Origin of the sequence: Metapseudomonas cellulosilytica (genome assembly GCF_049334135.1) — a bacterium.
GTDB lineage: Bacteria > Pseudomonadota > Gammaproteobacteria > Pseudomonadales > Pseudomonadaceae > Metapseudomonas.
Genome location: NZ_JBHZGN010000026.1, coordinates 78883 through 98735, shown reverse-complemented (window position 1 = coordinate 98735; position 19853 = coordinate 78883). Strand labels below are relative to the sequence as shown.

The 19853-nt window shown below is 65.8% G+C and carries 14 protein-coding genes; all 14 read left to right on the top strand.

Going from position 1 to position 19853, the window contains the following annotated elements:
- Window positions 1-935 (top strand): 4-hydroxy-2-oxovalerate aldolase (dmpG, locus tag ACFW0H_RS25265; protein WP_422916591.1); only part of this gene is annotated, 935 nt, incomplete at its 5' end.
- Window positions 936-1224: 289 nt separating this feature from the next.
- Window positions 1225-3204 carry a methyl-accepting chemotaxis protein gene (locus tag ACFW0H_RS30185; RefSeq protein WP_459077332.1) on the top strand — a complete coding sequence of 660 codons (1980 nt, stop codon included), beginning with the start codon at window positions 1225-1227 and terminating at the stop codon, window positions 3202-3204.
- A gap of 335 nt (window positions 3205-3539) precedes the next feature.
- Window positions 3540-4583 (top strand): YCF48-related protein, encoded by a 1044-nt coding sequence (locus ACFW0H_RS25250; RefSeq protein ID WP_422916590.1) that lies wholly within the window; start codon window positions 3540-3542, stop codon window positions 4581-4583.
- A 35-nt stretch (window positions 4584-4618) separates the two neighbouring features.
- Window positions 4619-6979 carry an efflux RND transporter permease subunit gene (locus ACFW0H_RS25245; RefSeq protein ID WP_422916589.1) on the top strand — a complete coding sequence of 787 codons (2361 nt, stop codon included), beginning with the start codon at window positions 4619-4621 and terminating at the stop codon, window positions 6977-6979.
- 57 nt (window positions 6980-7036) lie between these two features.
- Window positions 7037-8644: a DUF1302 family protein gene (locus ACFW0H_RS25240; protein WP_422916588.1), complete on the top strand. Its 1608-nt coding sequence runs from the start codon at window positions 7037-7039 to the stop codon at window positions 8642-8644.
- Window positions 8645-8665: 21 nt separating this feature from the next.
- Window positions 8666-9931 (top strand): DUF1329 domain-containing protein, encoded by a 1266-nt coding sequence (locus tag ACFW0H_RS25235; RefSeq protein ID WP_422916587.1) that lies wholly within the window; start codon window positions 8666-8668, stop codon window positions 9929-9931.
- Window positions 9932-10018: 87 nt separating this feature from the next.
- Window positions 10019-11125 carry an alcohol dehydrogenase catalytic domain-containing protein gene (locus ACFW0H_RS25230; RefSeq protein WP_422916586.1) on the top strand — a complete coding sequence of 369 codons (1107 nt, stop codon included), beginning with the start codon at window positions 10019-10021 and terminating at the stop codon, window positions 11123-11125.
- Between the two features lie 18 nt (window positions 11126-11143).
- Window positions 11144-11683 (top strand): cupin domain-containing protein, encoded by a 540-nt coding sequence (locus ACFW0H_RS25225; protein ID WP_422916585.1) that lies wholly within the window; start codon window positions 11144-11146, stop codon window positions 11681-11683.
- A 401-nt stretch (window positions 11684-12084) separates the two neighbouring features.
- A complete protein-coding gene (locus ACFW0H_RS25220; RefSeq protein WP_422916584.1) occupies window positions 12085-13083 on the top strand; it encodes an AraC family transcriptional regulator in 999 nt (332 codons plus the stop codon).
- Between the two features lie 406 nt (window positions 13084-13489).
- On the top strand, window positions 13490-14824 hold the full coding sequence (locus ACFW0H_RS25215; protein ID WP_422916583.1) for a Rieske 2Fe-2S domain-containing protein: 1335 nt from the start codon (window positions 13490-13492) through the stop codon (window positions 14822-14824).
- 57 nt (window positions 14825-14881) lie between these two features.
- Window positions 14882-15745, top strand: coding sequence for an alpha/beta fold hydrolase (locus tag ACFW0H_RS25210; RefSeq protein WP_422916582.1), 864 nt, complete (start codon window positions 14882-14884; stop codon window positions 15743-15745).
- Complete coding sequence (locus ACFW0H_RS25205) at window positions 15742-17148, top strand: amidase (RefSeq protein ID WP_422916581.1); 1407 nt, start codon at window positions 15742-15744, stop codon at window positions 17146-17148. The genes ACFW0H_RS25210 and ACFW0H_RS25205 overlap by 4 nt, the downstream gene beginning before the upstream one ends.
- Before the next feature lie 331 nt (window positions 17149-17479).
- Window positions 17480-18508, top strand: a complete 1029-nt coding sequence (locus tag ACFW0H_RS25200) for an FAD-binding oxidoreductase (protein ID WP_422916580.1) — start codon at window positions 17480-17482, stop codon at window positions 18506-18508.
- A 10-nt stretch (window positions 18509-18518) separates the two neighbouring features.
- Window positions 18519-19841 (top strand): M20 family metallopeptidase, encoded by a 1323-nt coding sequence (locus ACFW0H_RS25195; RefSeq protein ID WP_422916579.1) that lies wholly within the window; start codon window positions 18519-18521, stop codon window positions 19839-19841.
- Window positions 19842-19853: the final 12 nt, after the last annotated feature.

Here is a 19853-nt window from a genome sequence, read left to right as displayed (position 1 = left end):
TGCAGGCCATCGCCCGCGCGCTGGACCAGGCCAAGGTGGATGCCATCGAAGTCACCCACGGTGACGGCCTGCAAGGCTCGTCCTTCAACTACGGCTTCGGCGCCCACACCGACCTGGAGTGGATCGAAGCGGCAGCGGACGTGATCGAGCACGCGCGCCTCACCGTACTGCTGCTGCCCGGCATCGGCACCGTGCACGACCTGAAAGCCGCCTATGACGCCGGCGCCCGTAGCGTGCGGGTGGCCACCCACTGCACCGAGGCGGATGTGGCCAAGCAGCACATCGAGTACGCCCGCAGCCTGGGCATGGACACCGTGGGCTTCCTGATGATGAGCCACATGCTCCCGGCGGAAGAGCTCGCCCGGCAGGGCCAACTGATGGAGAGCTACGGCGCGCAGTGCATCTACATGGCCGACTCCGGCGGCGCGATGAACATGCAGGACATCCGTGACCGCATGCGCGCCTTCAAGGCCGTGCTGAAGCCGGAGACGCAGACCGGCATGCACGCCCACCACAACCTCAGCCTCGGCGTGGCCAACTCCATCGTCGCGGTGGAGGAGGGCTGTGACCGCATCGACGCCAGCCTGGCCGGCATGGGCGCCGGCGCCGGCAATGCGCCGCTGGAGGTATTCATCGCCGCCGCCGAGCGCCTCGGCTGGAACCACGGCACCGACCTCTACCGCCTGATGGACGCCGCCGACGACCTGGTGCGGCCGCTGCAGGACCGCCCGGTGCGGGTCGACCGCGAGACCCTCGGCCTCGGTTATGCCGGGGTCTATTCGAGCTTCCTGCGCCACGCCGAAGTGGCGGCGGCCAAGTACGGGCTGAAGACCCTGGACATCCTGGTCGAGCTGGGCCGGCGGCGGATGGTCGGCGGCCAGGAAGACATGATCGTCGACGTCGCCCTGGACCTGCTGGCAGCGCGTAGTAGCTGAGCTCGTAGGATGGGTGGAGCCTGCGATACCCATCGAACCCCGCTGATGGGTATCGCTTCGCTCCACCACATCCTACATACCGCGCCCAACCCCTGTAGGGGCGAATTCATTCGCCAAGGGCAGCGCAGCTGCCCCCTCCGGCCTGGTAGGGCAGACCTGCGGTCTGCTTGGCGAATGAATTCGCCCCCACAAAGAGCCGACCTGGCCCGCCAATGCCCGACACCGACATCGCCATCGAATCCGCGGGGCCAGGGATGAGCTGCCGGCCGGCCGCGACCAGGAGTTCGCCATGCTGGCCAAGCTTTCGCTGAGGAACAAGCTGCTCATCACCGTCCTGCCACTGACCATCGTCGTGTACGTGGCCACCGTGCTGCTGGTATACCAGTCGAGCAAGGCCTCGACCGAGGCCCTGGCCGAAACAGCGGTGGACGCCATCGTTCGCCAGCAGGCCGCCGAGATCGGCGCCTACTTCGACGGTGCATTGCACTCGGCGCGTACCACGGGGGAACTGCTTGGCCGGGAGCTGGCCGATGGCGAGCTGGTGGACAACCGTATCGCCGACCAGATGCTGGAAACCCTGCTCCACACCAGCCCGCAGGTGAGTGCCGCCTGGTGGCTGCCGTCACAGGGGCAGGAGCGCACGCCGGTCTACTGGTTGCGTGATGGCGCCGGCATCCTGCCGGCCTCACTTGAGCAACGGCAGATCCTGGCCGAACTGGTGGGGCCCGATGCCGTCGAACGCGAGCGGGTCCATCCACCCCGTAATTTGCCGGGGCTCGGTGCCGCGCAGCCAGCCATTCCGCTGCTCATTCCGATACGTCAGAACGGACGGGTGGTCGGGAGCCTGGGGCTGGGCCTCGACGCGAAGCAGCTCCAGGCCCGCGTGGCCCGACTGCGCCCGCTGGGCGTTGGCCTGGCCGCATTGACCGCCAATGACACCACGCTGGTGTCACACCCCGACCCGAGCCGGATCGGACGCAAGGAGGCCGAAACCGAGGCGGACTTCATGGGCGAGTACCTGCAGACCATGATCGACGCGGTGCGTAACGGGCGGCCACTGACCCTGCGCTTCGTCTCGCCGGCCATGGGGGAGGAGATCTTCATGCTTGCCGTGCCGGTGGTCATCGGCGATACCGCAACGCCCTGGTCGTTCGGCGTGGCCCTGCCCAGTGCCGCGGTCCTGGGTGGGGTCAAGGCCCTGGCGGTGAAGCTGTTGCTGCTGGGGACGGCCGCCGTATTGATCGCCGCGATCCTGATCCTGCTGCTTGGTCAGGCCCTGGCGCGGCCGCTGAACGCCGTTGTGCTGGCGGTCAGGCAACTGGCCTCCGGCGAAGCCGACCTGCGTGCCCGCTTGCCGGTCCAGGGGCGCGACGAACTGGCGACCCTGGCATGGGAGTTCAATCGCTTCATCGGCTCCATGGCCGAGCTGGTGGCCGAGATCAAGAGCACCGGCCAGACCCTCCACGAGACCTCCGAGGCACTCCAGCAGGAAAGCCAGGCAGCCGGGGCCGGCGTGGATGCGCAACGCGACGAGATAGGCCAGCTCGCGGCCGCCATGCAGCAGATGGCGGCCACGGTGGAAGAGGTGGCCGGCAATGCCGGCCTGACGGCGCGCGCCACCCGTGACGGCGACCAGGCGGTGGCCCGTGGGCAGGGCACGGTGGCTGCCCTCGCCGAGGCGATCACCCGCAATGCCGCGCTGCTGGAGGAGATCTTTGCGCTGACCGAGCAACTGGAGGGCAGCAGCCAGACCATCGGCAGCGTGGTGGCGGTGATCCGCGAGATCGCCGACCAGACCAACCTCCTGGCGCTCAACGCCGCCATCGAGTCGGCCCGGGCCGGCGAGCAGGGCAGGGGATTCGCCGTGGTGGCCGACGAAGTACGGGCGCTGGCGCGGCGTACGCACAACTCCACTGAGGAGGTGCACCGCAGCATCGCGGCCATCCAGGAACGCACGCAGACCGTGGTCGGCATGGTGGAGCGGAGCCGCCAGGGCTCGCAGTCCAACGTCACCAGTGCCCGGGACGCCAGCGAGGCGTTGCACCGGATCACCCAGATGATCGGTGAAGTTCGCGAGATGAGTCAGCAGATCGCCACGGCGACCGGCCAGCAGGCGGCAACCAGCGAGCAGTTGTCGCGCAGCCTGGTGACCATCGCCGACTCGGCGGATAACGCGTCACGCAGTGCCGGTCAGGTCCGCCGGCGTAGCCACGACCTGCAGTCCCTGGCGGGGCGGCTGAACACCCTGGTGGACCGCTTCAGGCTCTGAGCGGGTGTAGCGGTCCGTGCTGCGCCCGCGCATCCGGGCAACAAGGCTGGACAGCTTTGCAGGGTGGGTCGGGCGGCGCTCCGCGAGCAGAGCGATACCCATCGGCTCTGCATGATGGGTATCGCAAGCTCCACCCATCCTACGGACTGACTCCAGTCCTTGCCGTATCCGGCTATCCCGTGAATGCACCAGGCCGCCGGCAATATCTGCGCCCGGGGGACAAGCCCTGCAGTGTCGGGATAGTTCGACTCCCGGGGGGTACCTAGAGTGGGGTTGCCTGCGTTGCCGGCGCCATTAGCAGAACAAAGACGACGCCAACCCTGTGGACCCGACCCATGTCAAATCTCATCAACATCGATCAATCCTCATCCTTGCGGATGCCGCGACCGAGCGCCGCACAGCGCGTCAGCAAGGCGCTGATGGCGGTGCTGCCCTGGTCGATCATCGCCGGCCTGCTCTGGGCCGGGCTGTTCATCAAGCCGCAGCCGGTAGGTGGCACCGTCACCCCGCCGGCCCTGGAGCGCCGCGACCATTTCTATGGCCTGGCCCTGTCGCCCGCGGGCGAGGTCTGGGCCAGCGGCTCCAACGGCAAGATCCTCGCTATCGCTGCGGACGGACAGGTGCGCCGCCTGCCCACGCCCACCGTGCGGACGCTGCAGGACATCGCCATCTGGGATGCCGAGCATGCCGTGGCGGTGGGCAATGACGGGGTCATCCTGCACAGCGGGGATGCCGGCCAGCACTGGCAAGCGGCAGACGGCGTGCCGCGCTCGGAAGTGGCCAACAAGCTGAACCGGGTGCGTGTCGCCGCCGGCGGGCTGGCCATCGCCACCGGCGAGATGGGCGCCCTGCTGGTCAGCCGCGACTACGGCCAGACCTGGCAGCGCCTGCGCGAAGAGGAAGACGTGGCCTGGAACGACGTGGCCATTCTCGAAGGCGGCCGCCTGGTGGTGGTCGGCGAGTTCGGGCGCGTCCTGCTCAGCGATGACCTGGGGCGTACCTGGACGGAAATCGCCGCGCCCGTTCCCGGCTCGCTGATGTCGGTGCAGTTCCGCGACGCACGGAACGGCGTGGCGGTCGGCCTGGAAGGCGCGCTGCTGGTGACCCGTGATGGCGGCCTGAGTTGGGAGACGGTCGCGCTGGGCATTACCGAGCACCTCTTCGATGTCCTGTGGAACCCGAATGAACAGCGCTGGTTCGCCACCGGTGCGCTCGGCCGCTGGGTCTCCGGCAATGACGAGGGCTGGAAAACCGGCGCCCTGGATGAGCGCAACCTGTCCTGGCACACCCGTGGCCTGCTGGACGGCCGGAACATCTGGCTGGCCGGCGCCGACATCGGCCACTGGGATGGCCGCCAATGGTCGGAGCTGCAGCCTTGAACCCGTCCCTGGCCCCTTCCAATCGAGAGCAGAACATGATCGAACGCATTGCCGAGTTGTGCATCCGTCGGCGCGCCTGGGTGGCGGGCGGACTCCTTATCCTGACCCTGGCCCTGAGCTGGTTCGCCCTGCACATTGAGGTCCGCACCGTATTCGAGGACATGCTGCCCTCGCGCCACGAGTACGTGCAGACCCACGACAAGTTCAAGGACACCTTCGGCGGTTCGAACATGGTCACCATCATGTTCGAGGTGGAGCAGGGCGATATCTTCCAGACCCCCGTGCTGGACAAGGTGCGTACCGTGACCCTGGGCCTGCGCGAGGTGTCCGCGGTCAACCAGTACCAGATCACCTCCCTGGCCTCGAAGAAGCTGAAGGAAGTCCGCGCCTCCACGGCCGGCATCGAGAGCCGTCCGCTGATGTGGCCGGACCTGCCGGCGAACGCCGAGGCAATGACCGAGCTGAAGCAGGCCGTGCTGCGCAACCCGCTGGTCTATGGGCCCTACGTGTCCAAGGACCTGCAGGCCACCCTGATCACCGTGGACTTCATCGACCAGCAGGTGGATTACACCAAGGTCTTCCACGAGATCCGCGACCTGATTGCCAAGGTGGATGACGGCAGCGTCAAGATCCGCGTGGTGGGCGACCCGATCCTCTATGGCTGGGTGGGCCACTACCTGCCGGAAACCATCGAACTGGTCGCGGCGGCGCTGCTGGTGACCCTGGTGATGCTCTTCGTGCTACTGCGCACCTGGCGTGGCCTGATGCTGCCGTTGCTGGCGGGCCTGGTCAGCGCGATCTGGGCGCTGGGCATCTGCCAGCTGCTGGCCATCAATTTCGAGCCGCTGGTGATCGTGGTCGCCATGCTGATCACCTCGCGGGCGGTTTCCCATTCGGTGCAGATCGTCAATCGCTTCGATGATGAACTGGAACTGCTGCCGCCCGGCGCCGACACTGCCGGGATCGCGGCGAGGGTGGCCCTGGCCGACCTGTTCCGGCCGGGCATGCTGGGGGTGATCGCCGACGCCGCGTGCATGGCGGTGGTGGCCCTGAGCCCGATCCCGATGTTGCAGAAGCTCACCGTGCTGGCGGTGGTCTGGGTATCGACGCTGACGATCAGCGCGGTGATCCTCACGCCGGTGATGCTGTCCTTCATCCGCAAGCCCCATTGCGTGGCGCACCCCATCGACTGCCTGCCGCTGCTGCGCAAGGTGCTCGACCTGGCGGTGCGGGTCTGCCTGTCGCGGGCCCGTTATGGGGTCCTTGGCGTCAGCCTGCTGGTGGTGGTCGGCGCCGGTCTCTACTCGCTGAATCTGAAGATCGGCGACGCCAATCCCGGCTCGCCCATCCTCTGGCCGGAGTCCACCTACAACCGCGACTCCGCCGCGATCAACGGCCGCTTCGAAGGCGTCGACCGGATGTTCGTGGTGCTCGGTGACGACAACCGTCCCGGCCTGATCAAGGGCAACGAGGCGCTGCATGCGATGAACAGCTTCCAGCGTTTCATCGAGGCGCAGCCGGAAGTGGGCGGCTCGCTGTCCATCGCCGATGTACTGCCCCATGTGAACGCCAGCCTGCGCGAAGGCAACCCGCGCTACCTGGAACTGGGCGACAGCGGCGCGATCAACGGCAGCCTGATGGCCATGCTGGATTCGGTCTCCGAGCCGGGCGACATCTCCCGCTTCGCCGACGACCAGTACGCCAATGGTTCGGTGACCCTGATGTTCCGCGATCGCCAGGGCGAAACCATCCGCACCGCGGTGGCGCGGATCAAGGAGTTCATCGCCACCCATCCCCTGGCCGAAGGCCAGTGGCACCTGGCGGGCGGCCTGATCGGGGTGATGGCGGCGGTCAATGAAATCATCCTGTCCAGCCAGATCGAGGCCATCGCCCTGGCCCTGCTGGTGCTCGCGGTGCTCTGCACCCTGGTCTACCGCTCCAGCGTCGCCGGCATGCTGTTCATGGTGCCGGTGATCATCTCCAACATGCTGACGTTCGCCTTCATGACCTGGAAGGGCATCGGCATGAACATCAATACCGTGCCGGTGGCGGCCCTCGGCATCGGCCTGGGCGTGGATTACGCCTTCTACATCGCCGACCGGGTGAAAGAGGAAATCGCCCATGGCCGCAGCGCCGAACAGGCCATCCGCCTGGCCCTGCATTCCTCGGGCATGGGGGTGATCGTCACCGCCAGCGTGCTGATCGTCAGCACCTTGCTCTGGTGGGTGTCGTCGCTGCGCTTCCAGGCCGAGATGGGCCTGCTGATGGCCATCTGGCTGAGCGTGTCGGCCTTCTCCGCCCTCTTCGTCATGCCGTCGCTGCTCTACGTGTTCCGCCCGCGCTTCATCTTCGGCGAGCCGGACCCCGTCGGCAGCGCCGCGCTCCAGCAGGTTTGAAACCACACAACAACAAGACCCAACGCCTAAACGCTGCCACCACACTCGGGAGACAAGATGAACAAGAATAATGTCCCGGCCGCGCGCATGCGCGTGCCGATCCACAGGCTCGCCCTGGCAATCGCCCTTGGCACCGCCGCCGCGTCGTCACTGGCCGACGACCGCTTCCACTACGACGGCTATCTGCGTGAAGAGCTGTCCTGGAACACCAAGAACTGGGGCGACACGCCCGGCTACGACGACAAGGGCAAGCTATCGATGGCGCGCAGCACCGCGCGCCTCAACCTGGATTGGCGGGCCACCGACAGCGTTTCGGTGGTGGCCAAGCTGCGCGCATCGCGCGAGGTCGAGACCGACTTCCTCGAACATCTGGAGGAGATGGGGGCCAACAACCACCGCGAAGCTGACGGTCGCGGCGACATCATGGACCTCTACAACAAGGCCGATATCCGTGAGCTGTACGTCGATTTCCCGGTGGGTGAACGGCTCTCCTTCCGCATCGGCAAGCAGCAGCTGGCCTGGGGCGAGACCGACTTTTTCGCCGCCAACGACCTGGTGCACGGTTTCGACTTCACCTGGCGCAACTTCCTCGAGCCGGCCAACGAGGAACTGCGCAAGACCAACAACATCATCAAGATGAACATCGATGTGCCGGAACTGGAAGGCGGTCTGGAAGCCTTCATCCGTCCGGGGCTGGACCGTACGCAAGACATCGGCACCGAGTTGGACATCTACGGTGGACGCTGGTCGGGCAATCCCTACGCCGGCGTCGATTTCCGCAATATCGACCCGTACAACTTCGAGAACGACGAAGGCGATTACAAGGACTTTACCGGTGGCCTGCGCTGGAGTGGCCTGTACGGCGACCTCAACTACTCGCTGTCGTACCTGCGGACCTTCTACAACTCGCCGATCCTCAATGCCTCCAACAACCTCGCCCTGTTCGGCCTGCCCAACGTGCCGTCCGGCGCCGAGACCCACGGCACCGACCAGACCCGTGGCGTTGCCGGCGAAGTCATCTACCCGATCGTCGACATCTTCGGCTTCACCGCCAGCGGCTACTCCGAAACCGCCGACGCCGTGTTCAGCACCGAGATGGCCTACATCAAGGACGCGCCGTACCAGATCACCCTGGACAACCCGACCCTGCTGAGCCAGTTCATCGCGCCCGGCTTCGACGGCTTCACCCGCAAGGATGTCGTCGCGATGATGCTGCGCATGGACAAGAACATCGCCGCCACCCAGACCTGGCTGGGCACCGAGAAACCGATGTTCTTCTCCGTGCAGCTGTTCGACAAATGGGTACAGAACTTCGACAAGGATGACGGGCTGCTCTACAGCGTCGGCTGGGGCGGCAAGGTCAAGGAGCACTCGGTGCTGGCGACCACCATCTTCGACCTCAGCTACGACAGCGGGCGCGTCCATCCGCAACTGGTGCTGGGTGCTGACCTGAGCAACGGCGGCGGTTTCGCCATTCCCTCCGTGACCTTTGAGCTGTCCAGCAAGTGGCGCTGGAAGGTCGAGTACGACGCCTTCTGGGATGACGCCCACCGCGATGCCTCCAAGTGCATTCCCGGACAGATGAACAACTGCGACAGCACCACCCTGTTCGGCGTGTTCCACGACCGCGACCAGCTCTACACCAGCCTGACCTACCTGTTCTGACCCCCAACCGGAGACCTCACCATGAGCGCATCCCGTTTCGCCCTGCGGCATACCCTGGCCGCCAGCCTCATTGCCGCCTGCAGCGTCTCGTTCCCGGCATTCGCGGCAGAACTGCCGGCCGGCACCGTGATTTCCGCGGACAACATCGACAAGATCAAGAACGACACCTTCGAAGGGCACAGCATCGTCAGCCTGCTGACCGAGAAGATGGAGTGGCGCATTCGCAACAGTGGCTGGAAGCTGCCGCTGGCCGCGTCGAAGGAGGTGCCGCTTGACCCGCGCTGGGTCAAGGCATCCCAGGCCAACGCGGGCAAGGCCAGCATCAACAAGGAAGCCTGCCGGGTGGACAACTGGGGGGCGGGCGAGCCGTTTCCCGAGATCGATATGAAGGACCCGCAGGCCGCGGAAAAACTCATGTGGAACTGGCACCTCGGCCAACTGGTAGGGGATGTCTCCCAGGTGCCGCAGTTCACCCAGCTGCTGATCGACGGCAAGAAAGGTGTCCACGCCGAGCCAGTAGCGGAGTTCAGCCGCTACACGATGAAGGGCCGACTCACTGGCGACAGTACCGTGGAGGGCGACGGCAGCGAGCGTGGTCGCCAACTGCTCTACTTCAAGTCGCCTTCCGACATGAAGGGCCTGGGCACCTACACCCAGATGTACGACTCGGAAAAGGTCAACGACGTATGGGCCTACATCCCGGCCGTACGCCGCATTCGCCGTCTCTCCGGTGGTGCCTGGATGGACCCGGTGGGTTCTTCCGATCAGCTGCAGGACGACCTGGACGCCTTCAACGCCCGTCCCTGCTGGTATCCCGAGTACAAGCTGGTGGAAAAACGCTGGGTGCTGGCCGCGGCCAACAGCAAGACCGGCCTGTGGAACCCGAACGGCAAGAGCTTTGCCGAGAAATACCCGGTGCTCGACGACAAGGCGCCGTACTGGAACATGAACAACAACAACTTCGAGCCGCGTGAGGTCTACGTGATCGAAGCGATCACACCGTCGGTGCATCCCTACAGCAAGAAGGTGCTGTACATGGATGTGAAGTACCCGCGCTTCTACTACGCCGAGGCCTATAACCGCAAAGGCGAATTCTGGAAGTTCATGGAATTCCATTCCTACGCCAACACCGCCGATGGCGACGTCCGTACCACCGCCAGCGCGGTCATCGATTTCCAGCGCAACCACGCCACGCTGTCGATGATCGACACGGCGTCCTGGAAAACCAACTTCGACGCCAAGGCCAGCAACTTCTCCCTGCAGACCTTGCAGTCGGCGGGCCGCTGATCCTTCGCAGCCTCGGCGCCCGCCATGGGCGCCGACGGCAGTCCATTTCCCGACGGCCCAACTACCGTCGGCATGAGGATGACAACAATGACAATGATGCAAGCTGCCCGTCTGCATGAGATCGGCGGGAAGTTCGTGGTCGATGAAGTGCCCAGGCCCACACCCGGGCCGCACGAGGTTCTGGTGAAGGTCGAGGCATCCGGTGTGATCCCGAACCTGAAGAATGTCACCACGCATTTCCCCGAGTGGTATCCCTTCCTGCCGTTGCCAGCACTGCCGGCGATCTTCGGTCTCGACTCGGCCGGCACCGTTGCCGCCGTCGGTTCCGCCGTCACGGCGTTCAAGCCCGGCGACCGGGTCTATGTGAATCCGGGGGTGGGTTGCTGCGAATGCCGCCATTGCCGCGAAGGCGATGCGCCGCGCTGCGAGGCCTACACCTTCATGGGCTATTTCGGTTTCGGCCCCGGCTCGCAGAAGGTGTTCGAGCGCTACCCCTATGCCGGTTACGGCCAGTACATGACCGCCCATGGCCACAGCCTGGTGCGCCTGCCGGATTGCCTGAGCTTTTCCGAGGCAACCCGTTTCGGTTATCTGGGCACCGCCTATGCGGCGATCCGCAAGGCCGCCCTGCGCCCCTCGCAGAACATCCTGATCCTCGGCGCCAGCGGCACCCTGGGTGTGGGCGCCGCGTTGCTGGCCCTGGCGTTCGGCGCTGCCCGCGTACTGGTGGCCGCGCGCGACCAGGCAGCGCTGGAGCGTCTGCAGGCCCTCGATCCGCGCCGCGTGGTGCCAATCCACATCGGCGAGACGACCATCCACGAGCAGGTGCGTGCCCTGCTGCCGGCTGGCGTCGACTCGATGCTCGATACCCTGGGGGCCAAGGCGCCTACCGAGCTGTCGGTGGACGCCATGCAGGCCGTCGGCCGTGGCGGGCGGATCGTCCAGATCGGCGGCGTGGCCGGTCCGATCCCGATCGATCCGCACCCCTTCATGTGCGCGCAACTCCAGTACATCGGCTCGCTATGGTTCACCACCCGCGAGGGCGAAGAGATGGCCAGCATGGTGGAGTCGGGGATTCTCGATCTGTCGCAACTGGAGGCGCGCGCCTACCCCCTGGAGCAGCTCAACGAAGCGCTGGACGACATCCAGGCGCAGGGTAATGGCTTCACCAACTTCCACATCCTTCACCAGTGACCGCCAGGAGGGTTTCCGATGCGCGCCAATTGCGTGGTGACCGGGCATGACGGCGCAGGCCGTTCCCGTATCGTCAGCGCCGGCCCAATTGCCGGCGACGAATCCTTCGTGCACAGCCCGGGCTTCAGTGCCGCGTTGTTCTGGAAGACCGAGGCCGAGCCGCTGGTGGGCGCTGTACAGCCCGAACCACTGGTCCGGATCGAGTCGGTTCTGCCGGCGGCCGGCGGTACCTGCGCCATGCTGGTGACCTTCCCGCCGGAGTCGGCAGCTGTGCCTACCACGGAGCAGCTGCAGGCCGCGGGTGAGGAGATGGCCGCTCGTCTTCCGGGGCTGGCGGAGCTGTTCGAGGTGGATGCCCCGGGCTTTCACCGCAGCGACACCATCGACTACGGCGTGCTCGTCGAGGGGCAACTGACCCTGCACCTGGATGATGGCGAGCCGACCGTGCTGAAAGCCGGTGATGTGGTGGTGCAGATGGGTACCCGACACGCATGGCGTAACACGGGTAACACTCCGGCACGCATGATGTTCGTCATGGTCGCCGCCGAGCGCCGATAAGCTGACTGGAAGTCAAGGCCAGGGACGCCTGCGAGGGTGTTCCTGGCAATTTTTTTCGCGGCGAATGGGCGCATCCATGACTCAGAGGTCGTGCTGCCGATGTTCGTCGGGAAATAGAGAAAGCGGATAGCGTCTTGGCCCGCTAAATGCTTTATTCGGAAAGGCCCCGGACCTGAATGGGAAACAGGAGTTTGTACAGGGGGGCCGCAGTGGGCACGTGCTCGCCGAAGCGGCGGTTTATCAAGCCTTGCACTGAGCCGGAGCGTCCGTCGGAGGATCGGGAGCCCAGGTTCAGCTAACGACTGCCAGAACAAGAATGATCCGGGGAGATGAACCCGGATCGCATAAAGATCGTGAGATAGCCCGGTCGGGTTGCCTGGCCCGGCCGCTGAGGTAGACCAATGGAACAGCTGAGTTTTCGTCCGGTTACTCCACCGGAAGCGGTGCTTGCGCGCTACGAAATTTGCCATACCCGCGACCTCGAAGAGGCCCGCCAGGTCGGCGAGAAGATCTTCTGCGCGAACCGTCTCTGCAGTATCGACGGCCGTGGCTCGGTCGATGCCCGCGTTTATTATCGGCGCTTCGGTGGCATCGGCATCGGCCGAATGAGCTATGGCGGTGCCGTCACCATCACGCCGGGCGTGCTCGACACCTTTGCCCTGATTCAGATGCCCATCTATGGCGAGGAGCGGATCGAGCAGGGGCAGAAAAGCGTGCTGAGCAATTCGCGCATGGGCACGGTGATCAACGCTCATACGCCGATCCTGATCAATCATGCGCCGAACACGGAGAAGCTGATCATCCGTGTCGATCGCAGCCTGATCGAGCGACATTGCCAGCAAATGCTCGGTCGTACCCTGCGCAGCAACATCGAGTTCGAGTCGAGCCTGCCGCTGGATACCGAGGCCGGAGCGCGCTGGCTGCGCATGGTCGGCTGGGTGTACGACAGCCTGTCGTTGGACGATGAACTGTCGCCATTGCTGACTGCGCAGATGGAGGCCGGCCTGGTCAACCTGCTGCTGACCAACCATCCACACAGTTATTCGAGCGAACTCTGTTCCGACGGCCCTTCGCTGGCGCCCGCGTTCGTCAAGCGCGTGGAGCGCTACATCGAGGACCACGCCCACGAGCCGATCTCCATTGTCGACATGGCCGAGCACGCGGGTGTCAGCAGCCGCTCCCTGTTCACCGGCTTTCGTCGCTACCGCAACACCTCGCCGATGCTGTACCTGAAGGAAGTTCGCCTGCGCCACGTCAACGAGGAGCTGCAGCGCCTCTGCCCCGGCAGCGATACGGTGACGGCGGTCGCCTTCCGCTGGGGCTTCAGCCACCTCGGGCATTTCACCACCGACTACAAGCGCCGCTTCGGTGAGAGCCCGTCGGAAACCCTCGCACGTTGATTGCCGCGAACAGCCGATCTTGTAGGGTGACGTTCGTAGGATGGGTGGAGCGGAGCGATACCCATGCGGACAGGCTGATGGGTATCGCAAGCTCGCGGAGCGCCGCCCGACCCATCCTACGGGACCTGTGACGATTGAAATGCCCGACTAGCAGGATGACGTTTGTAGGATGGGTGGAGCGGAGCGATACCCATGCAGACAGGACTGATGGGTATCGCAAGCTCGCGGAACGCCGCCCGACCCATCCGGGGCTGAGCGCGCCAATGTCCCTATGGAACGTGCATCTTTCTGCGCTACCGGGATAAACCACACAGCCAAGGGAGCGTCAGCCTCGAACAGCCTTTTTAGGATGACTGCAACAGCGCCGCACAGGGCGGCGCCATTCAGTCAGCCAGAGGGATCAACAATGTCCGAGCAGCCCACCATCCGCCGGCGTGTGGTTAAAACCGGTATCAGCGACGCCCGCACCAACAACGCCAAGACCCAGAGCCAGTACCAGCCCTACAAGGATGCCGCCTGGGGCTTCATCAACCACTGGTATCCGGCGCTGTTCACCCACGAGCTGGGCGAGGACCAGGTCGAAGGCCTGCAGATCTGCGGTGTGCCGATCGTGCTGCGTCGGGTCAATGGCAAGGTCTTCGCGCTGAAGGACCAGTGCCTGCACCGTGGCGTGCGTCTGTCCGAGAAGCCGATGTGCTTCAACAAGAGCACCATCTCCTGCTGGTACCACGGCTTCACCTTCGACCTGCAGAGCGGCGAGCTGGTGACCATCATCGCCAACCCGGACGACAAGCTGGTGGGCACCACCGGTATCACCACCTACCCGGTGCATGAGGTCAACGGCATGATCTTCGTCTTCGTGCGTGAAGACGATTTCCCCGACGAGGACGTGCCGCCGCTGTCCCACGACCTGCCGTTCCGTTTCCCGGAAAATAGCGATCGCTTCCCGCACCCGCTGTGGCCGTCCTCGCCGAGCGTGCTGGACGACAATGCGCAGGTTCGCGGCATGCACCGTACCGGTTATGGCAACTGGCGGATCGCCTGCGAGAACGGCTTCGACAATGCCCACATCCTGGTGCACAAGGACAACGCCATCGTCCATGCGATGGACTGGGTGCTGCCGCTGGGCATCCTGCCGGCCGCCGACGACTGCATCAGCGTGATCGAGGACGAGAACGGTCCGAAGGGCCTGATGCAGTGGCTGTTCACCGACAAGTGGCAGCCGATCCTGGAGAACGAGACCCTGGGTCTGAAGGTTGACGGCCTGAAGGGTCGCTTCTACCGCACTTCGGTGGTCCTGCCGGGTGTGCTGATGGTGGAAAACTGGCCGGAAGAGCACGTCGTGCAATACGAGTGGTACGTGCCGATCACCGACGACACCCACGAATACTGGGAAATCCTGGTGCGCGTGTGCCCGACCGAAGAGGACCGCAACAAGTTCGACTACCGCTACAAGTACATGTACGAGCCGCTGTGCCTGCACGGCTTCAACGACTGCGACCTGTACGCCCGCGAAGCCATGCAGAACTTCTATTCCGACGGCACCGGCTGGGACAACGAGCAACTGGTGGCCACCGACGTGTCGCCGATCACCTGGCGCAAGATGGCCTCGCGCTGGAACCGCGGCATCGCCAAGCCGGGACGCGGCGTGGCCGGCGCGCGCAAGGACACCAGCCTGATCTTCAAGGACACCGCCGACGGCCATCGCCCGGGCTACAGGGTCCGCAAAGTCGCAGAGTGATGCCCACCCCGCCAGCGTTCCTCGTGGAGCGCTGGCTTTCCGCTTTCTGGAGCCTGTATGTCGTCTATCTCTCCCGGCCCGAGCCGGTTCGTCTCGGTCGATGGCGTGCGCCTGCACTATCAGCTCCTGGGGCAGGATGACGGGCAACTGCCGGTCATCTTCACCCACGGTGGCGGCCCGGGCAGCACCGCCTGGAGCAACTTCCGCCTGAGCGCGGCAGCCTTCGCCGCCGATCGGCAATGCTATTTCCTCGATTTCGCCCAGTTCGGCGGCTCCGACAGGGTGCCGGTGGACGGGCCGCTGTTCACCTGGCATGCGCGCAAGCTGCTGGGTTTCATGGATGCGCTGGGCATCGCCCGCGCCCATCTGATCAACCAGTCCTTCGGTGGCGGGGTGGCGCTGCGTCTGGCGGCGGAGCATCCGCAACGGGTCGGCCGGTTGATCGCGATCGGCTCGCAGCCGGTCGATCAGGGGGCGTTGGCGCCTCTGCCGCTGTTCAGCAAGCACGCCGCCAACCTGATGCGCGATTACTACCTGGCCGGCGACGGCCCCAGCCTGGAAAAGATGCGGGTGCTGCTGCAACGCTACGAGCTGCACGACGACAGCCGGCTGGAGGAGGAGACCCTGCGCCTGCGCTTCGAGGCCAGCAACAACCCGGGCTTCATCCGCTTGCTGGGCACCCCGGGGGCGTTTGGCGAGTGGGAGAACCTGCTGCCGCTGCTGCACCAGGTGCAGGCGCCAACGCTGCTGTGCTGGGGATTGCACGACTGGTTCGGCAGCATCGACGTGCCGATGCTGATGCTCAACCGCCTGCGCGACGGCTATCTGCACATCTTCGGCAATGCCGCGCACCACCTGCAGAGCGAATGCCCGGACGAATTCAATCGTCTGGCCCTGGGATTTATCGGAGCCGATCAATGAGCCTGCCCAGCGATCTCCACTACCTGGAAATGCATGAACTGTCGCGGCTGATCCGCAGTCGCAAGATCTCCCCTGTCGAAGTGGCCGAGGCCCAGTTGACGCGGATCGAGGCGCTGGATGGCACGCTGCGCAGCTATGCCCGGGTCACACCTGAGCTGGCCCTGGCGCAGGCCCGCGAGGCCGAGCAGGCGTTGGCCAGGGGTATCTGCCACAGCCCACTGCATGGCATCCCGGTGGCCTTCAAGGATCTGTTCGACACCGCCGGAGTGGTCACCGCCGCTGGCATGCCGTTGTACGCCAACCGCGTACCGCAGCAGGACGCCACGGTGGTGGCCCGCTTGCGCGAAGCCGGGACGGTGATGCTCGGCAAGCTGCAGATGACCGAGGGCGCCTTCGCCATCAACCATCCGAGCATCGCACCGCCGGTCAATCCCTGGGGCGCCGATCACTGGACCGGCGCTTCCTCCAGCGGCTGCGGCGTGGCCACGGCGGCGGGGCTGTGCTACGCCTCGCTGGGCAGCGACACCGGCGGCTCGATCCGCTTTCCCTGCGCGGCCAACGGCCTGACCGGGCTCAAGCCGACCTGGGGCCGGGTCAGCCGCTTCGGCGCCTTCGAGATGGCTGCCAGCCTGGATCATGTCGGGCCGATCACCCGCAGCGCCCGCGACACGCTGTTCCTGCTGTCGACCATCGCCGGTCACGACCCGCTCGACCCCACCTCGCAGCCGAGCGTCTGCCTGGAGGTGCCGGGTATCGACGACAGCTTCCGCGGCCTGCGCGTCGGCATCGACGAAGGCTGGCTCAGCGACGGCGTCGACCCGGTGATCCAACGCGCGCTGCAACAGATCATGCGGATGATCCACGAGGGCGGTGGCCAGTTGCGCAGCGTACGAATGCCGGATACCCGCGCGGTGAGCGGCAACTGGGAGGCGCACTGCGGCGTGCAGACCGCCGTGGCGCACGCCGGCACCTACCCGCAGCGTGCCGCCGAGTACGGTCCGGCGCTGAGTCGCCTGATCGACGGCGGCCGCGCCCTGGGTGGCACGGACTACCAGCGCATCCTGCTCGCGGCACAGCGCTTCACCGGTGAAGTGGATGCCCTGTTGCACGAGCTGGACGTGGTGCTGGCGCCGGTGCAGCCCTATGCCGCGCCGACCCACGAGCAACTGGCCAACCTGGCGCTGGACCCGGAGGCCAACCGCCGGCTGATCCAGTTCACCGCACCGTTCAACGTCAGTGGCCATCCCTGCCTTAGCTTGCCGCTCGGGTTGACCGAGGCAGGCCTGCCGATCGGCGGCCAGTTCATTGCCCGCAAGGGCGGCGAGGCGGTGCTGTGCCGTGCCGGCATGGCCGTGCAGAAGCTCAGCGACTGGCATCGCTTGCGTCCGCCGGCGCTCGCCTGAGCGCCTTGAACGGCTGCTGAGGCGGGTTGCCAAGCGTGGCCCCGGACATGGTTTGGCCATCTCCGGGGCCACTGCATTTTCCCCTGTGCCTGCACTGCGGTGCCCGTCATGCGCGGGCGCCGCGCCGTGTCTTGCGCACGCCGCCGCCGCTGCCGCGTGGCCTCTCACAACTAATTGCGCTCCCGGGATAGTCGCGTAGCCCAATGGAGCGCGATGGCTGGCTCGCCCTTCCTAACATCGGGGCAAGACCAGGCCCTGCCGCAGCGCCCACACAGGCGCTGCGGCCTGTCCGGGCGCACCCCGCAAGGTTTCTGTTTCGGTGGATCCAGCCATGAATGAACAACTGCACCAAATCACCCTGAACTTCTCCGATGGCGTCAGCCGTACCTTTGGTGTCGCCCCGGGCGGCAATATCCTGGATGCCGCGCTCGCCTCCGAGATGCCGGTGCTCTACCAGTGCCGTTCCGGTGGCTGCTCCAGCTGCATCTGCAATCTGGCCGAAGGCGAGGCGGTCACCCAGCCCGGCGCCAGCGCCTCGCTACTGGGCAGTGAGTACGAAGCGGGGCAGCGCCTGTTGTGCGTATCCCAGGCCAATTCCGACTGCACCTTCAACCTCGGTTACGGTAGCGAAGTGGGGGCCGGCGCCGCCCATGAGGTGCACGCCTTCGTCGATTCGGTCGAGCGCATCGCCAGCAACGTCATGCGCGTGACCCTGGAGCTGGCCGACGGCGAGTGGATGGAGTTTCTCCCCGGCCAGTTCATGCAGATCGTGGTGCCGGGCCTGGGCGTGCTGCGCAGCTATTCGCCGTCGAGCACCCAGGCCATCCTGCCGAAGATGGAGTTCCTGATCCGCCTGCTGCCGGGCGGTGCCATGTCCGGCTTCCTGGAAAACCAGGCTGAGGTGGACCAGGTGCTGACCTTGAGTGGGCCCTATGGCGCCTTTTTCCTGCGTGAGGAACACAAGCGCGCGCCGCACATATTCGTGGCCGGCGGCACCGGCCTGGCACCGATCCTGTCGATGATCGACACCCTGCGCCAGGGCGGTGGGCGCAAACCGCCGATGCTGCTCAGCTTCGGTTGCGCGGTGCCCGAGGCCCTGTTCTCCCTGGATGACATCGAGTTGCGCAAGCAGTGGCTGCCGACCCTGGAGGCGCGCATCTGCGTCGACCGTGGAGCCACCGAGGGGCTGCATCTGGGCAGCCCGGTCAGCGCGTTGCGTGAAGGCGACGTCACCAGCCCGGACACCGTGGCCTACCTGTGCGGCCCGCAACCGATGATCGACGCGGCGACCAGGCGCCTGATCGAGCTGGGTGTGCGGGCGGAGAACATCTTCGCCGAACAGTTCGTCGCCAGCCATTGAGGAGCCGCCCATGAAGCCCACGACTTCGCTACCGTTCAGCCCCGAGCAGAGCCAGTGGTACGAGCAGGCTCGCGCTCGCCTCAACCCACAGCGCCTGCAAACGCTGTTGTTCGAGCTGACCAATATCCATAGCCCGACCGGCGCCGCTCGCGAGGCCAGCGAGTTCATGACCCGGCACCTGCAGGGGATCGGCATGCAGGCGCGCTACTACCCGATGAACGAGATCACCGGCAATGCGCTGGGCGAGTTCAAGGGCAGTGGCGGCGGTGCCAGCGTGCTGCTGTACGCGCCGATCGACACCCACCTCGACCGCACGCCGGGCGAGGAAGTCCTCACCGGCGACGGCCAGGAGGCCGACCTGCAGCCCTTCGCGCAGCAGGTCGACGACTGGGTGTTCGGCCTGGGCTCGTCCAACCCCAAGGGCATGATCGCCACCCTCACGGAAGTGGCCACTGCGCTGATCGAATCCGGCGTGCCGCTCAAGGGCGACCTGCTGCTGGGCGTGGCCGACGGCGGCATGCCGGTGGACATCGGGGCGCGCAACGCCGGTATGTCCAACGGCGTGATCCACATGCTCAACCGTGGCATGTACCCGGACTTCGCCATCATCATGAAACCGTGGAACTGGGTGTACCACGAGGAACCGGGCATGGCCTGGTTCAAGCTCAAGGTCAAAGGCACCCTGGGCTATGCCGGCGTGCCCCACGACATCCCGGGCTTCCGCAGCTCGGTGGTGCCGGCGGCCACGGTGATCCAGGAACTGCAGCAGTGGATCCTCGACTACACCGAGCGCAACACCAGTGGCGTGATCCAGCCGCATGGCTGGATAGCCGGCGTGCGTGGCGGCCAGGTCGAGCGCCCGGCCTTCCCCAGCGCGGTGACCGAGATCTTCTTCGACGTGCGGGTCAATCCGCGGGTCAGCCCGGCCAGTGTCAAGGCGCAGTTCGCCGAGTTCGTCGCCGACCTCGAGGCGCGTTTCCCCGAGCTGGACCTGGAGTGGGAACAGTACGGCTCCGTGCCGGGCGGCAGCACCGACCCGGAGAACTGGATCGTCCAGTCGTGCAAGCGTGGCTGGGAGTTCATCGAACAGCGCCCGCACGGCACGCCCGACATGCTCGCCGGGCAGACCGACGGCGCCGCGCTGCGCCGTTACGGCGTGCCGACCGCGCGCATCGGCTGGCCGTGGCCGGCGACCGGCGCACCGCTGCCGGTGGCCGAGGGCCTGGGCGGCATGGGGGCGACCTATATCCCCGACCTGATGCCCTGCGCCGAGAAGATCCTCTACGCCCTGATCGACACCCTGAGCCGCCCGCGTGGCGAGTTGGGCCTGTGAGCGGAGACGCTG

Coding starts and splice junctions, on each gene's coding strand:
- ACFW0H_RS30185 (WP_459077332.1), top strand. CDS start 1,225: ATGCTGGCCAAGCTTTCGCTGAGGAACAAGCTGCTCATCACCGTCCTG.
- ACFW0H_RS25250 (WP_422916590.1), top strand. CDS start 3,540: ATGTCAAATCTCATCAACATCGATCAATCCTCATCCTTGCGGATGCCG.
- ACFW0H_RS25245 (WP_422916589.1), top strand. CDS start 4,619: ATGATCGAACGCATTGCCGAGTTGTGCATCCGTCGGCGCGCCTGGGTG.
- ACFW0H_RS25240 (WP_422916588.1), top strand. CDS start 7,037: ATGAACAAGAATAATGTCCCGGCCGCGCGCATGCGCGTGCCGATCCAC.
- ACFW0H_RS25235 (WP_422916587.1), top strand. CDS start 8,666: ATGAGCGCATCCCGTTTCGCCCTGCGGCATACCCTGGCCGCCAGCCTC.
- ACFW0H_RS25230 (WP_422916586.1), top strand. CDS start 10,019: ATGACAATGATGCAAGCTGCCCGTCTGCATGAGATCGGCGGGAAGTTC.
- ACFW0H_RS25225 (WP_422916585.1), top strand. CDS start 11,144: ATGCGCGCCAATTGCGTGGTGACCGGGCATGACGGCGCAGGCCGTTCC.
- ACFW0H_RS25220 (WP_422916584.1), top strand. CDS start 12,085: ATGGAACAGCTGAGTTTTCGTCCGGTTACTCCACCGGAAGCGGTGCTT.
- ACFW0H_RS25215 (WP_422916583.1), top strand. CDS start 13,490: ATGTCCGAGCAGCCCACCATCCGCCGGCGTGTGGTTAAAACCGGTATC.
- ACFW0H_RS25210 (WP_422916582.1), top strand. CDS start 14,882: ATGTCGTCTATCTCTCCCGGCCCGAGCCGGTTCGTCTCGGTCGATGGC.
- ACFW0H_RS25205 (WP_422916581.1), top strand. CDS start 15,742: ATGAGCCTGCCCAGCGATCTCCACTACCTGGAAATGCATGAACTGTCG.
- ACFW0H_RS25200 (WP_422916580.1), top strand. CDS start 17,480: ATGAATGAACAACTGCACCAAATCACCCTGAACTTCTCCGATGGCGTC.
- ACFW0H_RS25195 (WP_422916579.1), top strand. CDS start 18,519: ATGAAGCCCACGACTTCGCTACCGTTCAGCCCCGAGCAGAGCCAGTGG.